Raw genomic sequence first — 16,583 nt, forward strand, 5'->3', positions numbered from 1 at the left:
CTCGACGTGACCCGCCCGTTGCCGCCGTTCCCCGTCGCTATGCGCTCGTCACTCGCCGACCTGCGCCATGTAGCTGACCTGCGCGGCCGAGCCTCCCAGGGGGCTCAGCAGCGTGACGGGCGGCGCCACGAGCCCGGCCGCCGCCGTGTTGTCGATGACGACGTAGTAGAGGCCCGGGCGCAGCTTGTAGCGGCGCGTCTCGACGATCCCGGGCTGCAGCGGGCCGCCCGCCTGCACCGGGCCGGGCGGGGGGCCGAGCGGCTTGCCGGTCTGGTACGCCTCGCGCCACGCGTCGCCCGTCAGCTTGTCGACGATCATGATGTCCACCGGCGCGCCCTGCACGCTCACCTTGAGGTAGAGCGCCTGGTCCACGTCGGCGACCTCGAACGGCCCGAGGTAGTCGCGCTGGTGCGCGTGCACCTCGACGACCTCGTTCGCGAACGTGTACCGCTCGTCGTCCTCCACCTCGAACGGGTGGTGCGGCCGCTGCGGCGGCATGAGGATCCCCAGCGTGAAGTCCTTCCCGGTCTCCTCGTTGTAGAGGACGGTGAACCCGCGGGTCATCTCGCCCGCGACGAGCTGGTTGCCGATCAGGTTGGCGATCCCGCCGAACGGCGCGACGTTCGCCATCACGTCGATGACGGGGTTCTCGACGTAGCCGAGCTGGAAGCTCGGGCCTTGCACGATCCGGTTCAGCCGCCCCCACACGTAGATGTCGTCGCCCGCGATCTGGAAGTCGGGCCGGTACTCGACGGAGGTGGTGAGGGAGAAGCCCACCCGCTTGGCCGGCTGCATGTAGCCGTACCCGGTGCCGGCGATGTGCACGGTGACCGTCTGGGCGGAGTCGTTGACGTCGTACGAGCACTGCATCGGGAAGAACCGCCCGATGCTCGACGATCGGTCCTGGAGCCGCAGCGAGACGCCGCTCTTCAGCATCTCGGGGCAGATCTTGCTGGCGCCGAAGTTCGAGAACAGAAACCAGCGGAGGCCGGGGCTCGCGTTCACGGGGCCGCTGACGCAGGGGCAGCCGACGAACGTGAACGACAGCGCGACGGCGGCGAGCGTCAGCGCCGCCGATGCGGCGGAGGCGCGGGGGCGCGGGGAGCTTCGTGCGGGCACGCGGGGTAACATAGCGGGTCGACCTCGGGGCGAGAGCGGGTTTGCGCCCGGGAGGGCCGCCCCTCCCGGATCAGCGCACGAGACGCCATTGGACGCCGGGGGTCACCTCCAGATGCAGGTGGTTTTTGTGCGCCCGGTCGTAGTTGGGCGTGAGGATCGACGTGAAGATGTGCTGATCCGCGGCCTCGCACACGATGGAGCGCAGCTCGCGCGCCGCCGCGTCCGCGGGCGGGCCGCCGCTCGCGCCCTTGCCGGCCGCCCTGGGGCGCCCGGTCGCCTTGGCGCCCTCGCCGCACACCGGCGCGCCGCGCCTGCCGACGAAGTCGCGCTCGACGTCGAGCCACTCCTCCGCGAACCCGTCGCCGGCGCGCTCCTTGACGAACCTGTAAGGATCGATGGCGAGCCCGCCCGGGTGCCTCGTGGCCAGCTTGCCCTCGGGCCACATCTTCGACGGAGGGCGCCAGGCCGAGAACATCAGCACCTCGACGACGTCGTGCACGCGCAGGATCCGGCTGAAGTCCGAGAGCGCGAGCGCGAGGCGGCAGTCGAAGACGTCGTACGGGTTGTCCGCGCGCTGGTGAGCCGGCAGCGCCGTCCGGTAGAGGACCCCGCCCACCCCCTGCATCAGCCGCACCGGCGCGAGCACGCCCGGCGCGCGCGGCACCGGCTCGAACGCGATCTTCCGCCGCGCGAGCGCCGCGCGGCACTGCTCCGCGCTCATGGCCGCGTAGCGCGCCGACGGGCGCTTGGCCCAGTCCTGGTCGAACCGCACCTTCGGCTTGCCCTGCGCGCTCGGCGCGGCGGCGAGCGGGCCGAGCGCGAGGGCGAGGGCGGCGGCGGCGGCGGCGTGGCGTAAGGACGGCATCGTTGGCAGGGACGGCCTCCGGCGCGGCGTGGTGCCCGCTGGAGCTGAAGAAATGAAGAAGGAGGAGGGCCGGAGGGCCGGAGGCGAAGCGCCGGAGGGCCAGCCACCGGCAGCGGCGATGCTGGACCCTCGGGCGCGGCGGTCGCGTCCATCCTACCGTGCCATTTGACCGGGCCGCGCGATCGCCTCAAAATAGGTCTCATGCGCATCCGTGGGCCCAGCGCCCGCACGCGCGTCTTGACGTATGGGAGCGAAGGTCCGGCCCGCATGGCTTCCCGGTCCGGGCGGTCCCTGGTCCAGGTAGCCACAGCGGCGCGCACCCGCCTGCAGTCGACATGGGAGATGTTTCCAATCGCGCTCGAAAGATCCTTTTCGCCGCGGTCACCGAGTTCATCGCGACGGGCGACCCCGTAGGCAGCAGGACGCTCGCGCGCAAGTACGGGCTGGATCTCTCGGCTGCCTCGATCCGCAACGTGCTCGCCGACCTCGAGGAGGCCGGCTACCTCCACCAGCCGCACACCTCCGCGGGCCGGATCCCGACCGACCGCGCGCTCCGGTTGTTCATCGACGCGCTCGTGGAGATCCGGTCGCTCTCCCCCGAGCAGCAGGCCGAGCTCAGCGCCAGGTTCGCCGAGATCTACACCGTGGCGAGCGACCCGCTCCGCGAGACGGGGCGCTACCTGTCGGAGCTGTCGGGCGCCGCGGCGGTCGTCGCGGCGCCGCGGGCGGAGATCCGCGCCCTCGGCCAGCTGCGCTTCATCCCGACGAAGCCCGGGCAGCTGCTCGCGGTGCTCGTCTTCGCCGACGGCTCGGTCGAGAACCGCTTCATCTCGATCGACGAGACGATCAACGAAGGGGAGCTCACCCGGATCCACAACCTGCTCGCCGACGTCATCGAGGGGCGCACGCTGGGCGAGATCCGGGATCTCTTCGCCCGCCGCCTCGCCGACGAGCGCCTCCAGATCGACGCGCTGAGGCGCCGCGCCTTCGAGCTCGGCAGCAAGGCGACGGCCGACGTGACGCGGCGGAGCGAGGTGGTCATCGAGGGGCAGAACCGCCTCATCGATCTGCCCGAGTACGCCGACGTCGACCGGCTCAGGAAGCTGATGAAGGCGCTCGAGGAGCGCGAGGAGCTCGTCGATCTGCTCGACCGCACCCTCGCCGCTGGCGCGGGCGAGGTCACCGTCTTCGTGGGCAGCGAGGCGGGCGACCTCGGCGGCGGCCAGCTCAGCCTCGTCGCCGCGCCGTACATGGAGAACGGGCGCGTCGCCGGCACCGTGGGCGTGCTCGGCCCGACGCGGATGGACTACGCGAAGGTGATGCCGCTCGTCGACGCGACCGCCGCGGCGATGAGCGAGGCGCGCGGCAAGGTCAGGTAGCGTCCTTCCGCCGCGGCTCGCGGAGCCGCTCGAGCACCTCGTCGAAGTCGGGGGGCGGCGGCGCCTGGAAGCGCATCGGCCGGCCGTCGGCGGGGTGGTCGAAGCCGAGCTCGACGGCGTGGAGCATCAGCCGCGGGGCGGGGATCTTCGGCCCGCGGTAGTCCCGCACGTAGACCGCCTCGCCGACGAGCGGGTGCCCGGCCTCGGCGAGGTGGATGCGGATCTGGTGCGTGCGCCCGGTCTCGAGGCGGCAGGCGACCAGCGTCGCGCCCGCGGCGCCGGCCGCCTCCTCGGGCCCGCGGAGCGCCTCGATCGGCTCGACGTGCGTCACCGCGAGCTGCCCCTCGCGCCGGCCGTCTCTGGCCGAGCCGCGCAGCCCGTCGCCCCGATCCTCGACGAGGTAGCTGCGGTACGTGCCGCGCGCGACGGCGCCGTGCGCGACCGCCAGGTACTGCCGGTGCATCGCGCGGACGCGGAGCTGCTGGGCGAGGTGTTTCTTCGCGGCGAGCGTCCGCGCGAAGACGAGCAGCCCGCTCGTCCCCTTGTCGAGGCGCTGCACGACGCCGAGCGGCGCCCGCCCGCGCAGGCGGTCGCGCCGGGCCAGCACCTCCCGCACCAGCGCGTCGAGCGTCGCGGCCTGCTCCGCGGGGTCCTCGTCGCCGTAGGGGATGGTGCTCACCCCGGCGGGCTTGTTCACCACCACGACGCTCGCGTCCACGTAGACCACGAGCTCGCCCTCGAGCTTGCGCCGCCGCACCGTCTCGGGCCGCGGCGCGTGCAGGCGGACCTCGATCTGCTCCCCGCTGAGCACCCGCCGCCGGGCGCTCGTCGCCACCGCGCTCCCGACGAGCACCTTGCCGGTCTCGATCAGCCGGCGCGCGTCGGACCACGAGACCGACGAGAGCGCCCGGACGGCCCCGTCGAGCGGCCGCCGGTCCAGCGCGGCCGGCACGGTCCAGCGGCCATCCTGCGGGGGGCGCACCGGGGCGGCCGGGCCTTCGTCGATCGGATCGGCGGCGTCGCGGGGGTGGGGGTTGGGGGGCGGGGCGGCGGGGCGGCGCGGGCGCATGAGGGGTCGTGGGGGGCGCCTCGGCTCCGCCCACAGGCGTGGGACCGGGCTCTACCGGCGCGGAAAACGCACATCCGCGGGGCCCGCGGGGGCGAAATACACCGCGAATGTTGACACATCGCGCGACCGGAGCCGAAGATATCCAGAGCCGTCATCGCTTTCTCGCCATCTGAGAGGAGACCCGTTCGTGGCCAGCACCCTTCTCGCCGTAGACGACAGCGTGACCATGCGCAAAGTGCTCGAAATCACCTTTGCGGGTCAGGATTTCCGCGTCGTGACGGCGAGCAGCGCCGACGCTGCGCTGCAGAAGCTCAAGAGCGATAAACCCGACCTGGTGATCGCCGACGTCACGCTCGAGCCGAAGAACGGCTACGAGCTGTGCAAGGCGATCAAGCAGGCCTCACCGGCGACGCCTGTCCTGATCCTGTCGTCCAAGCAGAACCCGTTCGATCCCGCGAAGGGCTCGAGCGCGCAAGCCGACGACCACATGGACAAGCCGTTCGACACCCAGCAGATGATCGACAAGGTCAAGAAGCTGCTGGCGTCGCGCGGCGAGGCGAAGCCGGCCGCCGCCGCGGCTCCCGCCGCTGCTGCTGCGACGCCTGCGCCCGCGCGGGCTCCCGCCGCGGCGCAGCCCGCCGCCGCAGCGCAGCCGGCCGCCGCGGCGCAGCCCGCCGCCGCGGGCGCGAGCCCGCTCCAGCGCGCGAAGACCCTCATCTACACGCCGAACGCGCCCGCCACCACCACCGCTGCGCCGGCCCAGGCCTCGGTCAAGACAGCGCCCGGCGGCGCGGCGAACGTGCCGGTCACGACGACGATGGCCTTCTCGCCGACGCCGGTGTCCGGCGTGCCGAAGACGGCGTCCGGTCCTGCGGCGGTTGCGGCCACCGCCTCCGCGCAGGTGAACGGCCAGATGGCGAGCAAGCTCGAGGGCCTCGGGCTCAGCGCCGAGCAGGTCGAGGCCGTGATGGCGCTGTCCCGCGACGTCGTGGAGCGCGTCGTCTGGGAGGTCGTGCCGGTCCTCGCCGAGACGATCATCAAGGAAGAGATCGCGCGCCTGACGAAGTAGCCGCGCGCCGCGCCCTCCGCGCGGCCGCGGTCATCGCGCCGCGCCGGCCGTCCCGGCGCGGCGCGCGATCCCGGGCGGCGCGCCCTCATGAGCGGCCGCTCTCGGGTTGAGCCCGTGCAGACCTCGAGGAACGCCCGCGCGCGCATGCGTCGATCGATCGGCGTGCGCTGCGCGAGCGCGTGCGCTGCGCGAGCGCGTGCGCTGCGCGAGCGCGCGCGACCGCTGCTTTGCCCGGCGACGCAGAGTTGCTACGTCAGGGCCGCGCCTCGTTCCGCGTTCGGCGCAGCCATGAACGACACGCACGACAAGAGCAGCGGCGCGCCCGCGGACGCCCGCGACGGGACGGCCGCGGCGGAGGAGACGACCGAGGGCGGCGTGGCGCCACGCGCCGCCACGCCGGAGGGCGAGGCGGCAGCGCGCGACGGCGCGGCCGGCGCGGACGACGCCGCGCCCGACACCGACGAGGTGCGCCTCGTGCCGCAGGGCAACCCGCTCCGCTGGCGCGGCGCTGCCGTGTCCGCCGCGGGCGCCCTGCTCGCGTTCGTCGTGATGGCGCTCGCGCCTCAGCTTCGCTGGGGCGTCCCGCTCGGCGCGCTCGGGATCGCCGTCGCGACGCTCGGCCTGCTCGACCTGCTCGGCACGTTCGACGATCCGCCGGAGCGCGTCGCCGCGCGCGTCGGGATCCGGGATCTGCTCGGCCCGCTCGCCCTGCTCGGGTCCGGGCTCGCCGCGTTCTTCGTCCTCGTCACGCTCAGCGTCGCGGGCTACCTCTCGCCGAGCTCCCTCGCGCGGGGCGGCGCGCCCACGCTGCTCTCGCTGGCGGTGCCCGCCGTCGCCGTCCCTGCTGCCTTCCTCACGGCCGTGATCGGCGCGTTCCGGCTCGGCGAGCGCCTCGGCCCCTGCCGCGCCGACGAGACCGGCGCTCCGCGCCCCCTCCTCCGGCGGCACGGCTTCTGGCTCGTCGCCCTCGTCACGCTGCTCTACCTCCCCATGCTCGGGAGCCACGCGCTCACCGACCCGTGGGAGACGCACTACGGCGAGGTCGCGCGCGAGATCCTCGCCAGGAACGACTGGATCTCCCTCTGGTGGGCACAGGACGGATGGTTCTGGTCGAAGCCGGTGCTCGACTTCTGGATGCAGGCGCTCGCCATGGCGGCCTTCGGCGTCCGCTACCGGTCGGGCGAGATGCTCTCGGCCGTGGCCGAGGGACGCACGCCGTGGCCCGAGTGGGCGGTCCGGCTGCCCATCTTCGCGCTGACGCTCATCGCCGTTTACCTCCTCTACAAGGCCGTCTCGCGGATCTTCAGCCGCCGCGCGGGGCTGCTCGCGGGCGTCGTCCTCACCACCATGCCGCAGTGGTTCATGGTCTCCCACCAGACCATGACCGACATGCCCTTCGTCGCGACGATGGCCGCGGCGATGGCGCTCCTCCTGCTCGGCATCCACACCGACGACGCGGAGGAGGCGCGCGTCTACGAGGTCGATCTCGGAGCGCTCAAGGTCGGCCTCTCGCTCTACCACCTCGTGCTCGGCGCGATCGTCGCCTGCGCGCTGCCGCAGCTGCTCTACCTGCTGTCGCGCCACGTCGAGATCCACACGGCGCCCTTCGGCCTGCGCCTCCACGGCGACGTCTTCAGCTCCGGCTCGCCGGGCAACTGCGGGCTCCCCGGCAACGAGGCCTGCCGGTCGGTGCTGCCCGTGCTCCCCGGACTGCAGCCGGCGCTCCAGGCGATCATCTGGGCGCAGACGCTCGGGATCGTCCTGTACGCCAGCTGGGGCGAGCGGCGCGTCCAGCGGCTCCTCTTCCTCGCCGCGTGGTTCTTCGCCGCCCTCTCCACGATGGCCAAGGGGCCGGCCGGCTTCGGGCTCCCGGTGCTCTGCGCCCTCGGCTACGTCGTCGTCTCGCGCCGGTACCGCGACCTGCTCAAGATGGAGATCCCCGTCGGGCTGCTCGTGCTCGCGTGCGTCGCGCTCCCCTGGTTCGTCGCCATGTACGCGCGGCACGGCCAGCCGTTCACCGACCGGCTCCTGTTCCACGACATGTTCAAGCGCGCCTTCACCCACGTGCACGACACGAACGAGGGCGACGACGTGAGCTTCCGCTACTACGTGTGGCAGCTCGGCTACGCGACGTTCCCGTGGACGGGGCTCGTGCCCGCCTCGCTCGTGTGGTGGCTCCGGCGGCGCGAGGGCGGAGCCCCGGACGAGCCCGGCTCGGCCGAGGTCCGGAAGAGCGACGCCTCGGTGTTCCTGGCGATGTGGTTCCTCTTCGGCTTCGCGCTCTTCTCGCTGATGCTGACGAAGTTCCACCACTACATCCTGCCGGCCGTCCCGCCGGCGGCGATGCTCACGGGGATCCTGCTCGACGACATGCTGCGCCTGGAGGCCCGCGCGGGCGCGCTGGGCTCGGGCGCGGCCTCCGCGCCGGCGCCGCCTTCGCGCGCGCTGGCGACGGTCGTCTACGAGCGCGCGATGCTCGGCGCCGTCGCGATCGGCGCCGCGCTCCTCGTCTTCTTCGTCGGGCGCGATCTCGCGATGGCGCGCGAGGGGCAGCCGAGCCAGGCCAGGCTGCTGCACCTGTTCACGTACAACTACAAGCGCCCCTGGCCGCAGTCGCTCGACTTCTCCGCGACCCTGTGGGCCTTCACCGCCGCGGCGGCCCTCCTGTGCTTGCTGCTGGTGGTCGCGCGCCTCCGCCGCCTCGCCCTCTACGCGCTCGCCTCGCTCGCGATCGCGTTCACGGCGTGGGGGCTCGACGTGTACTTCGTGCGGACGTCGCCCCACTGGGGCCAGCGCGAGACCTTGCTCGCCTACGCGCGCGCGAGCCAGGAGATCCCAGGGCCGCTCGTCGCCTACCAGATGAACTGGAAGGGCGAGAACTTCTATGCCGGCAACAAGCTGGCCGCCTTCGTCTCGAGCGGGAAGAAGTTTCAGGACTACATCAACGAGCAGAAGAAGAAGGGCGTGAAGACCTTCTACTTCGTCACCGAGCACGGGCGCATCAACTCCCTGTCGAACGAGCTAGGCAGCCCCCGCATCTTCGAGCGGCTCACGACCATCGAGCTCAACAACAAGTTCCTCGTCGTCCGAGCGACCTTCGAGTGACCGAACAGCGACCGAAGGTCTTTATCTCACCACCGCTGTCCGGATGTGAGGCTGTACGCCCGCTCCCATCCGCGGAACGCGGTTGTCGATTGACGACAGCACGCGGACGTCGCGAATCCCTTGCAGCTATGTCCATGCGGTAACGCAAGGGCGCAAGACAGGTCCTGCCCGGACGCTCTAAGTGTCCGAATTCACTCCAGGAAGGCGCAGGCACGTCTCCTGCTCTATCCGGACCCGAGCGTCGCGGCGGAGACCTTCCCCCCCCCAGGTCCGCCGCGGCGCTCTTTCTTTGCGCCGTCGAGCGCGGAGCTCGCCGCACGCCGTGCGATCGGCTCCTCAGTCGGCGGCGCTCGTCGGTGCAGGTTGCAACGCAGCGAAATATCGATCCAGCGCGTCCAGGAGACCTGCTGTGGTGCTCACCTCCGCAGTAACGCCGACCCGGAGCCCCCGCTTCTCGGCGGTCGCGGTCGTGATCGGGCCGATGCTCGCCAGGAGCACGCGCTCGAGGCGCGCCGCGGCGCCCTCGCCGAGGAGATCGCACAGGCTGTCGACGGTGCTGCTCGACGTGAGCAGCACGACGTCGATCTCGCCCGCCGAGAGCGCCCGGAGCAGCTGCTCGCGGCGATCGCTCGAGGCGGGGCGGGTCTCGTAGACGGGCACGACGTCCACCTCGCAGCCGGCGGCGCGGAGCCGCTCGGGGAGCACCTCGCGGGCGACGAGCGCGCGCGCGAGCAGGACGCGGACCGGGGAGCGCGCCGCCCTGCGCTCGGCCAGCGCGGGATCGGCGAGGATGGCCTCCGCGAGCTCCTCGCCGCGGAACTCCTTCGGGACGATGTCGGCGCGGACGCCGCGCGCGGCGAGCGCGGCGGCCGTCCCGACCCCGATCGCGGCGAGGCGGGCCGAGCCGAAGGCGCGCGCGTCGAGGCCGAGCCGATCCAGCTCCTCGAAGAAGCGCGAGACCCCGTTCTCGCTCGTGAACACGACGGCGTGGTACCCGGAGAGCCCGCGGACCGCCGCGGTGACGCGCGCAGGGTCGGGCGGCGGGTGGATCTCGATGGTCGCGAGCTCCACCGCCTCGCCGCCGCGGAGGCGGATGAGCCGCGACGTCGAGCGCGCCTGGTGCCGCGGGCGGGTCACGAGCACGCGCTTGCCGAACAGCGGCTTCCGGTCGAACCAGCGCAGCGCGTCCCTGAGGCCGGTGACGGCGCCGACGACGATGACCGCGGGGCTCTGGAGCCCCGCCTCCCGGGCGCGGCGGGGCAGCTCGTCGAGGCGGCTCGAGACGACGCGCTGGTCGGCCCGCGTGCCCCACTGGATGGCCGCCGCCGGCGTCGCAGGATCGCGGCGACCCGGCCCCATCAGCCCCGCGACCACCGCGTCGAGGGCCTGCATGCCCATCAGGACGCAGATGGTCCCGCGGACCGAGGCGAGCTCGCTCCAGTCGAACCCCTTGCCCGCCCGGGTGACGCCGCTGACGATCATCACGCTGGAGGCGATGTGCCGGTGCGTCAGCGAGATGCCGGCGTAGGCCGTCGCGCCGAGCGGAGAGCAGACGCCCGGCACCACCTCGAACGGCACCCCGGCCCGCGCGAGCGCCTCCGCTTCCTCCGAGCCGCGCCCGAAGAGGAACGGATCGCCGCCCTTCAGGCGGACGACGCTGCGGCCCGCGAGCCCGAGCGCGACCAGCTCCGCGTCGATCTCCGCCTGCTTCGCGTCCTTCACGACCCGATCGCCCCCGCGCTTGCCGACCGAGCGCACCTCGGCGCCCTCCCGCACGCCGTCCAGGAGCGCCGGGTGGACCAGCTCGTCGTGCAGCACGACGTCGGCCGTGGCGAGGAGCTCCGCGCCGCGCAGCGTGAAGAGCCCCGGGTCGCCCGGGCCCGCGCCGACCAGGTACACGACGCCCGGCCTGGCAGCGCCCGGCCCCCCGCCCGCGGCCCGCGGCGACGCCGCGCCGTGACCCTCGTCGGAGGGGTCGTCGCGCCTTGGAAGCGCCGTCAAACTCCCGTCGTTCTGTCGTTCACTCATGGCAGACGTTGATTGTCATAGCGAATCTGCAGTGATGTTGACTCGGTGCGTTAAGGGGATAGAATCGCACCGGCTCGATTCAACGTCCGGCGGTTTCTGGAGTCCATTCAATGAGATCTGTGAAACTGTCCCAGGAGCTGCGGAGCTCGGAGCGCGGCTTTACGGACCGATGGTACGTCACCAACGGGGAGCGATCGGTCGGCCCGGTCAGGCTCGACCAGCTCGCGCGCGGCATCGAGAACGGAGTCGTCCCGCTCGATAGCTTCGTCCGCAATGAAGCATGGACCGTGTGGTGCCCGCTGTCCGACATTGCAATGGTCACGGTCGCCGCCACGGAGACGCCTGCAGAACAGCCGGACGAGGCCTTGGCGCTGGACGCGGGCGACGACGATACGGTGCCGCTGTCGTCCCAGCAGACGCCCTCTCCGGTGACCCCGCCGCGTCCGGCGTCGGCGGCGCGCCAGACCGTGCGCCCTGGAGCGGTCCAGCGTTGAGCCATGTCCGCGCGCGCGGCGGGGCGGGCGCGGCCGGCAGAAGGAAAGTGGAGGGCCGGTCTCATGCGGGCGGTTTCGGGCGAACACTAGCCGATTCCAGCGCTCGGGCGATCCACGGATCGCGCGCGGCGAGACCGGAGCGGTCCCCGCGGGCGAAGGGCTGCTATGCTTCGCCGCCGTGTTCCCCACGAAGCGACCGCGCCGGCTCCGCCGCACGCCCGCCCTCCGCGCCCTGGTGCGGGAGACGTCCCTGAACCCGGGGGATTTCATCCTCCCCCTCTTCTTCAACGAGGCGCTCGACGCGCCGCGCCCGGTCGGGACGATGCCGGGCGTCTCGCAGCTGCCCGTGAGCGCCGCGGCGGCGCAGGCGCGGCTCTGCAAGGAGCACGGCATCGGCGGGACGATCCTGTTCGGGCTGCCGCGCACCAAGGACGCGTCGGGCTCGAGCGCCTACGACCCCGACGGCCCGGTCCCGCGCGCCGTGAAGGCGATGAAGGACGCGGTGCCGGAGCTGCTCGTGATCACCGACGTGTGCGTCGACGAGTACACCGACCACGGCCACTGCGGCCTGCTCCGGCAGGACGCGTCCGGCGCGATGGACGTCGACAACGACGCGACGCTGGAGGTGCTCGCGCGGGCGGCGGTGGTCCACGCCAAGGCGGGGGCCGACGTGGTCGCGCCGAGCGACATGATGGACGGCCGCGTCGCCGCCATCCGGCGCGCGCTCGACGCCGAGTCGCTGACGGGGACGGCGCTCCTCTCCTACGCCGTGAAGTATGCGTCCGGCTTCTACGGGCCGTTCCGCGAGGCGGCGGACTGCGCGCCCAAGTTCGGCGACCGAGCGGGCTACCAGATGGATCCCGGCAACGCGCGCGAGGGCCTGCGCGAGGCGGCGCTCGACGAGGAGGAGGGGGCCGACATGCTGATGGTGAAGCCCGCGCTCGCGTACCTCGACGTCATCGCGCGCGTGCGCGAGGCGACGACGCTGCCGCTCGGCGCCTACAACGTCAGCGGCGAGTACGCGATGATCAAGGCGGCGGCCGAGCGCGGCATGATCGACGAGAAGCGGGCGGTGCTCGAGCTGCTCACGTCGATCCGGCGCGCCGGGGCCGATTTCATCCTCACCTACCACGCGCTCGACGCCGCGCGCTGGCTCGGCTGAGCCATGCGGAGCCAGGGAGCGGGCAGGGGGGCTGCGCGGCGCGCGGGGTGGGCCGCCTGCGCGGTGGGGGCGGCGGCCGCCCTCGCCGCGGGCTGCGCGCCGAGCCGGTGCGACCGGTCCGAGAGCGCGAACCCGCCCGTCGAGTTCACCGAGGCCACGCCGGCGGGGGGCGTCTACGAGACGTCGGCGCCGGACGGTGAGCTCCTCTATTTTCCGGGCGGCATGCGGTACGCGCTCAGGCACGGCCTCGGCGCGCGGCCGCGATGGCATCAGGTGTACCTGTCGTTCGAGAGCGACGGCACGAGGCGCGGCGGCACGCTGGCGCACGCGGCGGGCAACCAGGCCGAGGTGACGTGCGTGGACGACCAGCACCTGATCGTGATGAACGACAGCTGCTCCGAGTACTGGCTGCGGGTGGTCGCCGGAGGCGCGGACGTCGACGACGAGGGCGCGTCCGGCGCCGACGAGGGCGCGGCGAGCGCCGCCGGCAAGTGCTACGGCGACGACGATCCGGCGCCCGCCGATCCCTAGGCGTGCGCCGCCGCCTGCCGGGCGAACTGGAGCCTGTACAGCTTGCTGTAGACGCCGCCGGCGGCGAGCAGGTCCTCGTGCGTGCCCTGCTCGACGACGCAGCCCTTGTGGAAGACGACGATGCGATCGACGGCGCGGATCGTCGAGAGGCGGTGCGCGATGATCAGCGCGGTGCGCCCCTCCATGGCGCCCTCGAGCGCGCGCTGCAGGCGCGCCTCGGTGTCGCTGTCGACGTTGGCCGTGGCCTCGTCCAGGATGAGGAGCGGCGGATCGCGGTAGAGGGCGCGGGCGAAGGCGATCAGCTGGCGCTCGCCGGCGCTGAAATTGCTGCCGCGCTCGAGCACCGGGGCGTCGAGGCCGCCCTCGCGGCGCTCGAAGAGATCGAGCGCGCCGATGCGGTTCAGCGCGTTCACCACCTTCGCGCGGTCCGGGATCGCGTCGCCGGCCGCGATGTTCGTGAGCACCGTGCCGGGGAACAGGAACACGTCCTGCGGGACGACGGCGAACTTGCGGCGCAGCTCGTCGCGCGCGTACGCGCGGACGTCGCGGCCAAAGACCCGCACGGTGCCCTCCTCCACGTCGTAGAGGCGGAGCAGCAGCGACGCCACGGTGCTCTTGCCGGCGCCGGTCGCGCCGACCAGCGCGACCTTCTCGCCGCTCCTCGCGGCGATCGAGACCTGCCGCAGCACGGGCGCGCCCGGCTTGTAGCCGAACACGACGTTGTCGAGCTCGAACGCGACGCTCTCGTCCGCGGCCATCGCCGCGTCGGTACAGCTCGCCGTGGCCGTCGCGTCCTCGTCCTTGTTGTCGAGCAGCTCGAAGATGCGCTCCGCGCCGGCCATCGCGGACTGCAGCAGCGTGTACCGGGCCGAGAGATCGCGGATCGGGACGAAGAACATGTCGATGTAGGCGACGAAGGCGAACAGCGTCCCGAACGAGATCTCCTCCTTGAAGCTCTTCACGCCCGCGTACCAGAGCACCGCGGCGATGCAGACGCTCGAGACCATCTCGATGGCGGCGTCGAGCGTCGCGTCGAGCACGATGGAGCGGTTGTTCGCGTTGCGGTAGGCGGCGTTGATCTCGTCGAACTCCTCGGCCGAGCGCTCCTCCCTGGCGTAGGCCTGCACGACGGCCATGCCGGAGACCTGCTCGTTGAGGTACGCGTTCATCCGGGCCGTCTTCGCCCGCACCTCCCGGAAGGCGTCGCGGATCCGGCGCCGCGTCCAGTTGACGCCGAGCGCGACGGGCGGCACCGCCGCGAAGGCGAGCAGCGACATGCGCCAGTCGAGCGACACCATCACCGCGACGATGACGGCGAGGCGGAGCAGGTCGCCGAACGCGTTGAGCGCGCCCGACGCGAACATCTCGCCGATGGCGTCCACGTCGTTCGTCACCCGCGTGACGAGCCGGCCGACCGGCGTACGATCGAAGAACCCGAGGCGCCGCGTGTGCAAGAACCCGAAGACGCGCGCGCGCAGGTCGGCCATGGCGCGCGCGCCGGCGAGCTGCATCAGGTAGAGCTGCGGGAACGCGAGCGACTGCTCCGCGAGCATGACGCCCGTGAGCAAGAAGCCGTTGCGCGTGAGGCGATCGAGCCCGCCGGGCGCGTCGAAGGCGTCGAGCGCGTCGCGCATGATGAGCGGGCGCAAGAGCGCCAAGAGGGCGGTGACGATGAGCAGCGAGAGCGAGAGCGCGAGGTGCTTGCCCTGCGGGCGCACGAACGGCCACAGCCGCAGCAGCATGCGCGCGTCGTACGCCTCGCCGAGCTGCGCCTCCTCGTGGAAGCGGCTCAGCACGTCCTCGGTGCGGCTCGCCTTCTTCGCCGCGCGGCCCCTGCTCGCCGAGGACGGCGCCGGGCGCCGCGGGCCCGCGCCCGCCTCTCCAGCGGCCGTGGCGCCGCTCGGTTTCGCCTGCATCGTCGCGCTTTCTCCTGAGCCTGGCTGCGTCACGAGAGCTCCACCGGCCGCGAGGACGGCGTCGCCTCGAGGGTCGCGAGATCCTCTTCGAGCTGCTGCTCCTCGGCGAACGACGCGTACAGCCCGCCAGCGCGGACGAGCTCGTCGTGCGTGCCGCGCTCGATGACCTGGCCCTGCTCCAGCACGATGATCGCGTCGCACCGCCGCGCGGCCGCCACCCGGTGCGTGATCAGGATGACGGTCCGCCGCGCGGCCTGTCGCTCGATCGCCGCGAGGATCGCCTGCTCGGTCTTCGCGTCGATGGCGGAGAGCGGATCGTCGAGGACGAGGACGCTCGGCTCGCGCACGAGCGCGCGCGCGAGCGCGACGCGCTGGCGCTGCCCGCCGGACAGCTGCACGCCCCGCTCGCCGACCACCGTGTCGAAGCCGTCCGGCAGCGAGAGGACCTCGTTCAGCACCTCGGCCTCGGCGGCGGCGGCGCGGATCGTCTCGAGCGCGGCGGGCGAGTCCGGATCGTCCAGCGAGTAGCCGATGTTGCGCGCCACCGTGGTCGAGAAGAGGAACGCGTCCTGCTGCGCGTAGCCGATGCTCGCGCGCACGGTCTCCAGGGGCAGATCGCAGATGTCGACGCCGTCCAGGAACACCGTGCCGCGCGGCGTGGGCATGAGCCGGGCGAGCAGCGTGGCGATGGTGCTCTTGCCCGAGCCCGTGCGCCCCACGATCGCGAGCGAGCCGCCCGCCTCGACGTCGAAGCTCACCCCGTCGACCACCTTCCTCGCGCCGTGGGAGAAGCTCAGCTCCTTGACGGAGATGGCGCCGCGGACGACCTCGGGGGCGGGCGTCGGGCCGCTCACGACCTCGGGGATGGCGTCGAAGATGGCCTTGAGCCGCACGTAGCCGGCGCGGCCGCGCTGGACGATCGCGGCGACGAAGCCGAGGGCGAGCACCGGCCACGTGAGCCGCAGCAGCGCGAGCCAGAAGGAGACGAAGTCCCCCCTCGTCATCTGCTGCTCCAGCACGAGCCGCCCGCCGTACCAGAAGACGATGAGCACGCCGACCGAGCTGATGGCCCCCATGAGCGGCCCCATGGAGCCGCGCAGCTTGGCGAGCGAGAGGCTCTTCTCGAGGTACGCCTGGTTCGTGCTCGAGAACGCGGCCATCTCGGACGCCTCGAGCGCGAACGAACGGACGACCCGGACGCCCGCGAGGCTCGCGAGGACGCGGTCGCTCATGGCGCCGATCGCCTCCTGGTTGTCGCGGGTGCGGATGAAGAGCTTGGTCGAGAACGACCGGGTGACGAGCATCAGCGCCGGCATCGTCAGGAGCGCCGCGAGCGTGAGCCGCTTCGAGATGTTGAGCATCACGTACAGGGCGCTCGCGAACGCGAAGAGCGAGCCGACGACGTTCAGCAGGCCGAAGCCGAGGAGGAGGCGGACCTGCGTCAGGTCGTTCGTCGCCCGGCTCATGATGTCGCCGGTCGGCATCTTGCGGAAGAAGGCCGGCCCGAGCTTGTGCAGGCGCGCGAGCAGGATCGCCCGGAGCTCGTACTCGACGTTGCGGCCCGCCGTGAAGATGGTGACCCGCGAGAACACGCGCATGACCGCGGCGCCGACGCTCACCGCGAGCATGACGAGCGCCGCCCGCGAGGCCGCGCCCGACTGGAGCTGCACGGCGGCGTCGACGGCGTCCTTGACGAGGAAGTCGCGCTTGGCCATGAGCAGCTGCTGCGTCGCGAGCAGCGCCGAGCCGGTCAGGTAGAGCGGGAGCTTGCTGCGGAACTGGGCGCCGAGGCCCACGGGGTAGGTTGAAGGATCGCGCTTGACCATTGAGGGGGAGTGCCGCGCGG

General features: G+C 72.5%; 12 protein-coding genes. 6 read left to right on the forward strand and 6 right to left on the reverse strand.

Going from position 1 to position 16,583, the window contains the following annotated elements; translation table 11 throughout:
• Positions 1-48: 48 nt before the first annotated feature.
• Together WMF26_RS00040 and WMF26_RS00045 are read right to left on the reverse strand one after the other, a co-directional pair.
• Positions 49-1,119, reverse strand: coding sequence for a hypothetical protein (locus WMF26_RS00040; protein ID WP_437335207.1), 1,071 nt, complete (start codon positions 1,117-1,119; stop codon positions 49-51).
• Between the two features lie 70 nt (positions 1,120-1,189).
• Positions 1,190-1,984: an extensin family protein gene (locus tag WMF26_RS00045; RefSeq protein ID WP_437998621.1), complete on the reverse strand. Its 795-nt coding sequence runs from the start codon at positions 1,982-1,984 to the stop codon at positions 1,190-1,192.
• 335 nt (positions 1,985-2,319) lie between these two features.
• Between WMF26_RS00045 and hrcA the strand changes: the two genes are divergently transcribed.
• On the forward strand, positions 2,320-3,363 hold the full coding sequence (hrcA, locus tag WMF26_RS00050; protein WP_061629660.1) for a heat-inducible transcriptional repressor HrcA: 1,044 nt from the start codon (positions 2,320-2,322) through the stop codon (positions 3,361-3,363).
• On the opposite strand, the gene WMF26_RS00055 is transcribed toward hrcA, so the two are convergent.
• The gene (locus WMF26_RS00055) at positions 3,356-4,432 is read right to left on the reverse strand and encodes an RluA family pseudouridine synthase (protein WP_437998622.1); all 1,077 of its coding nucleotides are present in this window, start codon (positions 4,430-4,432) and stop codon (positions 3,356-3,358) included. The two genes, hrcA and WMF26_RS00055, sit on opposite strands and share 8 nt — an antisense overlap.
• Positions 4,433-4,619: 187 nt before the next feature.
• Here WMF26_RS00055 and WMF26_RS00060 point away from each other — a divergent pair, with 187 nt between their 5' ends.
• Entirely contained in the window at positions 4,620-5,501 is an 882-nt protein-coding gene (locus tag WMF26_RS00060) for a response regulator transcription factor (RefSeq protein ID WP_437335211.1), read from the forward strand.
• A gap of 288 nt (positions 5,502-5,789) precedes the next feature.
• A complete protein-coding gene (locus WMF26_RS00065; RefSeq protein WP_437998623.1) occupies positions 5,790-8,606 on the forward strand; it encodes an ArnT family glycosyltransferase in 2,817 nt (938 codons plus the stop codon).
• A gap of 336 nt (positions 8,607-8,942) precedes the next feature.
• Here the strand turns inward: WMF26_RS00065 and cobA are convergent, their stop codons facing one another.
• A complete protein-coding gene (gene cobA / locus WMF26_RS00070) occupies positions 8,943-10,634 on the reverse strand; it encodes a uroporphyrinogen-III C-methyltransferase (protein WP_437998624.1) in 1,692 nt (563 codons plus the stop codon).
• 110 nt (positions 10,635-10,744) lie between these two features.
• Here cobA and WMF26_RS00075 point away from each other — a divergent pair, with 110 nt between their 5' ends.
• From WMF26_RS00075 to WMF26_RS00085, 3 genes are all read left to right on the forward strand, one after another.
• The gene (locus WMF26_RS00075) at positions 10,745-11,128 is read left to right on the forward strand and encodes a DUF4339 domain-containing protein (RefSeq protein WP_437998625.1); all 384 of its coding nucleotides are present in this window, start codon (positions 10,745-10,747) and stop codon (positions 11,126-11,128) included.
• Between the two features lie 178 nt (positions 11,129-11,306).
• Positions 11,307-12,290: a porphobilinogen synthase gene (hemB, locus tag WMF26_RS00080; RefSeq protein ID WP_061624961.1), complete on the forward strand. Its 984-nt coding sequence runs from the start codon at positions 11,307-11,309 to the stop codon at positions 12,288-12,290.
• A gap of 3 nt (positions 12,291-12,293) precedes the next feature.
• Complete coding sequence (locus tag WMF26_RS00085) at positions 12,294-12,821, forward strand: hypothetical protein (RefSeq protein WP_437998626.1); 528 nt, start codon at positions 12,294-12,296, stop codon at positions 12,819-12,821.
• Here WMF26_RS00085 and WMF26_RS00090 read toward each other — a convergent pair.
• On the reverse strand, positions 12,818-14,737 hold the full coding sequence (locus WMF26_RS00090; protein ID WP_437998627.1) for an ABC transporter ATP-binding protein: 1,920 nt from the start codon (positions 14,735-14,737) through the stop codon (positions 12,818-12,820). The two genes, WMF26_RS00085 and WMF26_RS00090, sit on opposite strands and share 4 nt — an antisense overlap.
• Before the next feature lie 29 nt (positions 14,738-14,766).
• Positions 14,767-16,563, reverse strand: coding sequence for an ABC transporter ATP-binding protein (locus WMF26_RS00095; protein WP_437998628.1), 1,797 nt, complete (start codon positions 16,561-16,563; stop codon positions 14,767-14,769).
• Between the last annotated feature and the right edge of the window lie 20 nt (positions 16,564-16,583).

The organism is Sorangium sp. So ce185, from assembly GCF_051526825.1.
Classification (GTDB): domain Bacteria; phylum Myxococcota_A; class Polyangia; order Polyangiales; family Polyangiaceae; genus Sorangium; species Sorangium cellulosum_D.